A 10322-nucleotide genomic window follows, 5' to 3' on the forward strand; every position below is an offset into this window, starting at 1 on the left:
AAATGTTGATGCTATTAAACGAACTCAAGAAAAATCATGTCGCAGTATGGGCTTGTGAGAATAAGTTGAAACTGGCATTTACAGGGGAGGCTCCCCCTGTTCAACTTATCGACAGAGTTAAAGAGAAAAGGGAAAACATATTAGATTTATTAAATGAGAGAAATATCTTCTCCGAAGAGGATTTTAAACATTTCACCTTTAGTGAAAATCATGCTGGTTCTGATTGGCCCGCCACATCCTCTGGGAATAACATTGAAATGATATTTCCCGCCACCAGCCTGCAACAGGGGTTTATTTATCATTATCTGGCCCAACCCCAGGATGATGCCTACCGTGTACAACTCCTGTTGGATTACCACACCCATATGGATCTTGCTGTCTATCAGCAAGCCTGGTCACTGACTTCACTGCGCTTCCCTATCCTCAGAACCGCATTTGATTGGGAAGGCGAGATTTTACAGATAATCACAACGGGTTCCAGTATTGGCCCAACGAATTTTACTACTCTGGATATCACTCAATCACCAGAAGAAGACCGCAACAAAGCAATTAAAGCGATCCAACAAAATGACCGCAATCTGCCTTTTGATTTAAATCAGCCCGGATTAATCCGTTTCACTTTTATCAAACAGGATGAGCGGCTAATAACCGTGTTAATCACTCTGCATCACTGCATTATTGATGGCTGGAGTTACCCGATTTTATTACAGGCTGTACATGAATATTACAACCAACTGATAAAGGGACAAATACCACAAGTTGTAGTGGAACAGGCTTATCTGGCAACCCAACAATACCATCTGGATCATAAAGCCGAATCAGAAGCCTATTGGACTGAATGTAAAGCACAATTTCAGGGAGCTAATGATCTTTCAGCTCTGTTAAGTCATCACACTGACTTAACGCAGATAAAAGCCGTTGAAAAGCCTGCTGAACAGATACTCACTATACAGGGAAGCATTTATGAACAGCTAAAAGACACGTGCCGGACACAAGGCGTTACGCTCAATGTGGTACTGCAATTTGCCTGGCATAAATTATTACATCTTTATACTGGCGATGACCAAACTATTGTTGGTACGACTGTGTCCGGGCGTGATGTGCCGGTGGAAGGGATTGAGTCCAGTGTCGGTTTGTATATTAATACCTTGCCGTTGATGGTTCAGTGGAACAAGGCAAACAGTATTATCAGCGTGTTAGAAGACATACAAAAGGACATCGCGGCACTCAACAGTCACAGTGCTGTATCACTTGTCAGCCTGCAACCCGATGGAGAAAGTTTATTCCACAGCCTGCTGGTCTTTGAGAATTATCCTTCTCCCGCAGCCCATGAAAATCAAGAAGGTATCGAAAATACACTAACGTTCCGCCAAGGCATCGAAAAAACAGATTATCCGTTGTCATTAATGGGCTATGAGCAAGATGACAGTTTAGTCATAAAACTGGGTTATAGTGAAGATTGGCTGACAGATAAACAGGCACTGCGTTTGCTCGGTCAGCTTGAGCGCATTCTGCACGCCGTGGCCTGTGAGCCACACCAGCCGCATACATCAATAATGTTCCTCAGTGAGGAAGAGCGCCATACCCTGCTGCACAGCTGGAACCAGACTGATGCCCCCTATCCGCAGGACAAAACCCTGCAACAGTTGTTTGAAGCACAGGTGGAAATAACCCCAAACGATGTGGCACTGGTGTTTGAGGGAAAAACGCTAACCTACCGCCAGCTCAACAAACGGGCGAACCGGCTGGCAAGTACCCTCCGCGAACATTACCAGCAACAAAAAAATGCACCGATGCCAGCCGGAACATTGATCGCCCTCTATCTCGATCGCAGTCTGGAAATGGTTATCAGTATTCTGGCGGTGCTGAAAGCGGGGGGCGCTTATGTACCCATTTCACCGGAATACCCTGCGGAACGCGTCAATTTTATTCTGCAAGATACCCAGACCTCATGCGTATTGACTCAGCAACATCATTTGGCTGCACTGGCTGCCTATACCCAAACATGCGCTGAACAGCCGGCACTGATAGCCACAGATGACCAGAGCATCACCGCAGGCCAGTCCGTGGACAATCCGGCACCGATCAATAAACCGACCGATTTGGCTTATATCATCTACACCTCAGGTACTACCGGGCAGCCAAAAGGCGTCATGATTGAGCATAAAAATGTTGCTCATTTAGCTGAGGCACAAACCAAAATTCTTAATGTCGCAACGCGAAAAAAAGCATTAATGTTTGCCGCTTATGTCTTTGATGGCTCCGCTTTTGAACTGTTTTTCAGTTTATTTAACGGTCTTACCATTTACATTTGCAGTGAAACAGAACGCAATGCCCCTGCGGTTGAAAAACTCATTCAGCGGGAAGGCATTGAAATAGCCATCTTACCGCCCGTGATACTGAAATTATTAAACGGCACTGACTTACCCTCCTTACAAACATTAGTGACAGCGGGCGAATCGCCAACATTAGACTTCCTTGAGCATTTCAGTAAAAACGCTTGTATGTTAAATGGTTATGGCCCAACAGAAGCGACTGTCTGTACAACCGTGAAAGAATACCAAAACGGGGACATCGCAACGAATATTGGCAAGGCTATTAATAACACCCGTCTGTATGTCATTGATAAACAGGGTAACCTGTCTCCAATCGGGGCACCCGGAGAACTGTATATTGGTGGAGCAGGACTGGCACGGGGATATTTAAACCGGCCTGAACTGACCGCAGAGCGTTTTGTGGAGAATCCCTTTGCCAGCGCAGAAGACAAAGCCAGAGGCTATACCCGCCTGTACAAAACCGGCGATTTGGTGCGCTGGCTACCGGACGGCAATCTGGAATATCTGGGACGCAATGACTTTCAGGTCAAAATCCGTGGTTACCGCATTGAATTAGGGGAAATCGAAAACGCCCTCGCTGCTCATCCGCAGGTGAAACAGGCCGTGGTGATTGACCGCGAACACCAAGGGAATAAAGTACTGGCCGCCTATCTGGTGGCAGAGGAAGCCCTGTCTGATGATACCCTGATTGATTACCTCTTCGACCGTTTGCCAGATTATATGCTGCCTGCCAGTTTTACCCGCATTGAATCTGTGCCGCTGACCCTGAACGGCAAGCTGAATCGCCGTGCCCTGCCAGAACCAACATGGGAAAATCGGGACAATTATGTCGCTCCCCGCAATGCACTGGAAACCCAGCTATGTATCATCTGGCAGGAAGTATTAGATTTAGAACGTGTTGGCATTGAGGATAACTTCTTCCGTATCGGCGGTGATTCCATTGTCAGTATCCGATTAGTTTCCAAACTGCGATTGGCGGGTTTCTCCCTGCAAGTCAAATCGATTTTTGAAGCACCAACAGTAGCAAGGCTGGCGCAACTCCTGACACAAGCGTCATCCACGGTAGCCATTGTTGCAGAACAGGGATTATTAAGCGGAGAGTTTGGTCTGTTACCTATCCAGCAAGATTTCTTCAACTGGAATTTGTCGAGTCCACATCATTGGAATCAGGCATTTATGATCCGACTGCCCGGTAACATTAGCCACGCCGCTATTGAACAGGCCCTGATAGTACTGGTTGAGCGACATGATATGTTACGTGCCCACTTTGTCAGTACAGAAGGCCGTTACCATCAATGCTACCACGCAGATATGCCATCCTGGTTGCCGCCTTTGCGACAGAGTGGCGTCAGTCAGTCAGATAAGGCTGAGTTACACCAGCAATTGACCCAATGGCAGAGTGATTTTAATTACAATAACGGTCCATTATGGCAAGCCGCTCATCTGACCGGATATACCGACGGCAGCGCCCGGCTATTTTTCGCATTTCACCATCTGATTATTGACGTAGTGTCCTGGCGAATTATTGCTGAGGATATACGCAGATTGTTACAGGGTGAAACACTGCCAGCGAAAACCAGTAGCTACCGGCAGTGGGTCAATGCTGTCCATCACTATGCAGAACACCACCAACAGGAAATTCCCTACTGGCAACAAGTGATGGCAGAGAACCAGATTCACTCTGTTTCAGATGAAAGCAGTCAACATATGTTGGGTATTTCCGTTGAATTAACCGATATTCTGTTGCGTGAAGCCAATGCCGGTTACCACACCGAAATCAATGACCTGCTTCTCAGTGCCCTGACGTTGGCATTACAGGCCATCTTCTCGCGCCCTGTTAACCACATCATACTTGAAGGTCATGGACGGGAAGCCATCGACAACACACTGGATGTCTCCGAAACCATCGGTTGGTTTACAACTGTGTATCCTGTTCGTCTGGCAATGCAGGATGATATTGCGGAAACCATTATTCACACCAAAGAGATGCTCCGTGCTATACCAAACAAAGGTATTGGTTATGGGACGTTATGTCAGGCAGGTTACCTGACCGATGAGCTTCCAGCGATCAGCTTTAACTACCTCGGCAAATTAAGCGGAGAGGATGAGCAAAACTGGTCACTGACCAATGACGATTGTGGAACCGTAGCGGCAGACGATAATCGTAGTCATTTGTTGTTGAATATTAATGGCCTGATTCAAGCGGGAAGATTGCAGTTTAGTGTCAGCTCGCACTTGCCACAGGCTCAGACGCAGGTATTTATCACCGCATTTGAACAGGCACTCAATTCTGTCATCATGGCAGGCCAGAAACAGGCTCAATCGGGTGGAATAAAAACCCCCCATGATTATGGCATTAAAGGAATTTCCATTAAGCTTCTGCGTCGCCTTCAGAAGATGTATCACATTGAAGCGCTGTATCCTGCTACCAGCTTGCAGCAGGGATTTATTTATCATCATCTGGCTCAACCACAGGATGATGCCTATCGCGTGCAACTGCTGTTGGATTACCGCACACAACTGGATCTTACCGCTTACCAGCAAGCCTGGGCGCTGGCTTCACTGCGCTTCCCCATCCTCAGAACCGCATTTAACTGGGAAGAGGAAGCCTTGCAGATTGTGACTGAGGGCGCAAGTCTTGGTGCGGCAAATTTCACCATCAAGGATATCAGCCAATTACCAGAAGAAGCCAGAAACAAAGCGATTGAAGCGATTCAACAACATGACCGCAATCTGTCTTTTGATTTAAGTCAACCCGGTTTAATCCGCTTCACCTTAATTAAACAGAATGAACAGTTAGTAACGGTTCTCATCACTCAACACCACTCGATTACTGACGGTTGGAGTAACCCGATTTTATTACAGGCTGTGCATGAATATTACAACGAGCTGATACAAGGACGGGCCCCCCAGATAACGTTAGACAAAGCTTATCTGGCAACCCAACAATACCATTTGGATCATAGAGCAGAATCTGAGGCTTATTGGGATGAATGCAAAACACAATTTCACAGAGCCAATGATCTTTCGGCTCTGTTAAATCACGACATTGATTTAACGCAAATAAAAGCGATTAAAAAACCAGCGGGAAAAGCGATTACCGTACAAGGAAACGCTTACCATCTGCTTAAAAAAATGTGTCGCGAACAAGGTGTGACTCTGAATGTGGTACTGCAATTTGCCTGGCATAAATTGCTACACAATTACAGCGGGGATGAACAGACCATTGTCGGCACGACTGTATCCGGGCGTGATGTGCCGGTGGATGGAATCGAGTCCAGTGTTGGCCTGTATATCAATACCCTGCCATTAGCAGTGCAATGGACTCCGGCAGGAAATATAGCTACGGTTTTACAAGACATACAGAAGGATATCGCCGCACTTAACAGCCACAGTGCCGTATCACTTGCCAGCTTACAGCCCGATGGGGAACGGTTATTCCATAGCCTGTTGATCTTTGAAAACTACCCTGACCCAGTAGTGAGCGAAAATGAGGAAGGAATTGAGAACACTCTGGTGTTCCGTCAGGCTATCGAAAAAGTGGATTATCCGTTGTCGCTGATGGCTTATGAGCAAGATAATCGCCTGATAGTGAAATTAAGTTACGGCGAAGATTGGATAACCGGGGAACAGGCACAACGTTTGCTTGGTCAGCTTGAACGCATTCTGCACATCGTGGCCTGTGACCCACACCAGCCACATACGTCCATGACATTCCTCAGTGAAGAAGAGCGCCATACCCTGCTGCACATCTGGAACCAGACCGATGTTCCCTACCCGCAGGATAAAACCCTGCAACAGTTGTTTGAAGCTCAGGTGGAAAGCACGCCGGATAACGTGGCGCTGGTGTTTGAGGGGGAAACGCTAACCTACCGCCAGCTCAACGAACGGGCGAACCAGTTGGCACACACTATCTGCGGGCATTATAAACAGCAATACGATCAACAACAGCGTAATGCACCACTGCAAGCCGATACGCCAATCGCCCTGTATCTTGACCGCAGTCCGGAAATGGTGATCAGTATGTTGGCAGTACTGAAAGCCGGCGGTGCTTATGTGCCCATTTCACCGGAATACCCTGCGGAACGCGTCAATTTTATTATGCAGGATACCCAGACCTCATGCGTATTGACTCAGCAACATCATTTGGCTGCACTGGCTGCATATACCCAAACATTCGCTGAACAGCCGACACTGATAGCCACAGATGACCCGACCGTCACCGCTGGCCGGGCCGTGGACAATCCGGCACCGATCAATAAACCGACCGATTTGGCCTATATCATCTACACCTCCGGCACCACCGGGCAGCCAAAAGGCGTGATGATTGAGCATACCAGCGTCAATAACTTAGCCCGGTTTATTGCCAGAACACATTTATTGTGCCCGCAAACCAAGGCGCTGTTTTTCTCCAATTACGTCTTTGATGCCTCTGTCTTTGAGATTTTCCCTGTTCTGATAACGGGAGCTTCCCTGTTTATTGCCCCCGCTTCGGTGACCAAAGACAGTGAACAACTGTTGGCATTCATCAATACCCATGACATTACCAAGGCGTTTATTCCAACGGCCTTGATGAACCATTTTTCCGCTGAATTATTCCAGTCCGCCTTGCAGGTTATCCATACGGGCGGGGAGGCCCTGAATGCCCTGAGTTTACGTTCAGGGATCACCCTGTTTAATCAGTATGGTCCCACTGAAATCACCGTCTGTGCGACCCAGCACTTATTACAGGACGGGGACAGAGCCATCGGTAAAGGCATCGACAATACCCGTCTGTATGTTCTTGATGATGACGGTCATCCGGCTCCTGTCGGTGCACCGGGAGAACTGTACATCGGCGGTGCGGGACTGGCGCGGGGATACTGGAACCGGCCTGAACTGACCGCAGAGCGTTTTGTGGAAAACCCCTTTGCCAGCGCAGAGGACAAAGCCAGAGGCTATACCCGCCTGTACAAAACCGGCGACCGGGTGCGCTGGCGACCGGACGGCAATCTGGAATATCTGGGACGCAATGATTTTCAGGTCAAAATCCGCGGTTACCGCATTGAACTGGGGGAAATCGAAAACGCCCTCGCTTCTCATCCGCAGGTGAAACAGGCCGTGGTGATTGACCGCGAACACCAAGGGAATAGAGTGCTGGCCGCCTATCTGGTGGCAGAGGAAGTCCTGTCCGATGAAACCCTGATTAAGCACCTTTCTGCCCGCCTGCCGGAATATATGCTGCCCGCCAGTTTTACCCGCATTGCGTCTGTGCCGCTGACCCTGAACGGCAAGCTGAACCGCCGAGCCCTGCCGGAGCCGGTATGGGGGACACAGGACAGTTATGTTGCTCCCCGTAATGCACTGGAAACCCGACTGTGTGCTATTTGGCAGGAAATATTGGGGCTGGAGCAGGTTGGCATTGAAGATAACTTCTTCCGCCTTGGTGGCAATTCCTTAACGGCGATTAAACTGACCGCCGCAATGCGCAATGAAACAGACGTTGATATTCCTTTAAATATTCTGTTTAGCTACAAATGTATTGATTTGTTGGTTCAATGGCTGGAAACAGGCAGTGTTAAACCTGATTTACTTAATTTCTTAACACCAGAATCAACGGCAACCAATAAACTGTTTATGGTTCATCCGGCTAATAGCGGTAGTGAAGTATATACCTCTCTGGCAAATACCTTATCTGATGCGTATAACTGCATAGGCATCAATAATTATAATCACTGCTTGGATAATCAAACAGACTCTCTACAGAAGATAACTCAAATTTATATGGAGTTAATCCTGACAGAAACTGCTATTGACCAACCTATTCGCATATTAGGTTGGTCATTGGGAGGGCAATTAGCTATGGAAATTGCATTTCAGTTAGAACAGCTAGGCGCAAAAGAGATTCATTTGTTCTTATTAGATACTGTCATCAATAACGATGCGATAAAAAACCTTAAGAATAAACTGGATATGCCAAGTGAATATAAGAAAGCCACCAGAAAATTGCAGGAAATGGGGGCAGGCGATGCTTATATCAATACAGTATTGAGTGCAATACCACTTGAGCTTGAAATAGGGAATGGTAATTTAAGCGGGAAACTAACACATACAGATATCACCTTATTTAAAGCGGGCAGAACAAACCCATACTATAAAGAAGGTGTTGGATTTGAGCTTAATCAATTAATAAGAAAAATACCGGATAATAATATTTCTCAATTTACAGACAATCCATTAATAATTACATTGGTTGATGATTTTTATCATGAGAATATTATAGAAGCCGCTCCCATTATCAGCACGGAAATAATCAATACATTATCAATTAAAGATAATATAAGTTAATTTGATTACAATTAATGAGGCCAGTTTTGCTGGCCTCATATTTTCTTACTTCTATTTGATTAACAATACCTTGTTTGAGCCATTCCCAATAAAATTAACTTTAGTTGATAAGCTAAGCGATTATCCGGCCTGATCAGACACAGATCTGTTTCAAAAAAAAAGAAAAATCCGTATAATCCCCCCCTGCAAAAAATTCCTATAAAAAATCTATCGTCGATACGATCGGCAATGGTGAGAAGTCGCAATGAATCAGAAAGATACGAGAAAAGAAACACTTGAATTCAACAAGCTCCAGAAACGACTGAGGAGAAGTGTTGGTAATGCTATTATTGATTACAATATGATTGAAGCTAATGATGTTGTAATGGCATGTATCAGTGGCGGCAAAGATTCATTTGCGATGTTAGATATTCTATTGAATCTGCAAAAGGCTGCGCCAATAAAATTTGAAGTCGTTGCAGTGAACCTTGATCAGAAACAGCCTGGTTTTCCTGAGTACATCTTACCTCAATATTTTGAAAGTCTGGATATTCCCTATTATATCGTTGACAAAGACACGTACTCAGTAGTGAAAGAAAAAGTACCGGAAGGCAAAACCACATGTGGTTTGTGCTCAAGATTGCGCCGGGGCACGCTTTACTCTTTTGCAGAAAAAATTGGGGCGACGAAAATTGCACTCGGACATCATCTGGATGACATTGTTGAAACCCTGTTTCTTAACATGTTCCACGGTTCACGAATGAAAGCAATGCCGCCAAAGCTACGTTCTGATGATGGCCGTAATGTCGTCATAAGACCGCTGGCATATTGCCGGGAAAAAGATCTGATTAACTATGCGGAATACAAAGCATTCCCAATCATTCCCTGTAATTTATGTGGTTCTCAAGAAAACCTACAGCGCAAGGCAATCAAAGCGATGTTGATGGATTGGGACAAGAAAACACCGGGCAGAGTAGAAAGTATTTTCAAATCCCTGCAAAATGTCAGCCCAAGCCAATTGGCCGATAGAACGCTTTTCGACTTTGTTAACTTGCCATTATCCCGCGAGGGAGAAAGAGAAGAGTATGCGTTTAACGAAGCGGTCGTATCATCGACAAACATTAATGAAGCAATGTTTATTGATGTTACAAACATTTAAAAGCACATATTTAAATTAATGCCCCCACTGACAGCGCACATAATTGTGCCTGTCAGAATTCCCCTGTATCTCCCAAAGCAGCCTTTATGACAGGCTGCTTGAATTCTTTTTTTGCCCACCATCAAGGGAAATACGCCCACTGCCTTTCCGGTTGCACCTTAACCCCAACCCATAATACCAATCGACATAGAATCCACATGGGTGCTAATAAATATTAGTTAAGAAAATATTTTCCATTACTGGACATCCACGATTTTCCCGCCATACACGAATTACGTTGAATATGCAGATAAATTTATTCGTCATGCTATTTATCACGACAGCCATATTAGAATTTTTATAAGACTCTATCAAAAATAGATGAGGAATTGCTCTTTCATAATGGAAATTAACAAAATAAAGTAATCATTTATGGTTACTGAATGGTTAATCCTTTAACGTCTTCATCTTATCGCGATGTCACATAAACCACATTTAATTCATTAGTCTGGTTTATTTGAATCGCGAGCAGGAGTTAAGTA

At 45.6% G+C, this 10322-nt stretch carries 2 protein-coding genes; both read left to right on the plus strand.

Annotation, left to right across the window (positions count from 1 at the left end; translation table 11 throughout):
- Positions 1 to 2: 2 nt before the first annotated feature.
- Positions 3 to 8663 carry an amino acid adenylation domain-containing protein gene (locus AAC854_RS01770; RefSeq protein WP_340615634.1) on the plus strand — a complete coding sequence of 2887 codons (8661 nt, stop codon included), beginning with the start codon at positions 3 to 5 and terminating at the stop codon, positions 8661 to 8663.
- A gap of 244 nt (positions 8664 to 8907) precedes the next feature.
- On the plus strand, positions 8908 to 9801 hold the full coding sequence (ttcA, locus tag AAC854_RS01775; RefSeq protein WP_340615635.1) for a tRNA 2-thiocytidine(32) synthetase TtcA: 894 nt from the start codon (positions 8908 to 8910) through the stop codon (positions 9799 to 9801).
- The last annotated feature ends 521 nt before the right edge of the window (positions 9802 to 10322 follow it).

This window comes from Xenorhabdus entomophaga (assembly GCF_037996725.1).
Lineage (GTDB): Bacteria > Pseudomonadota > Gammaproteobacteria > Enterobacterales > Enterobacteriaceae > Xenorhabdus > Xenorhabdus khoisanae.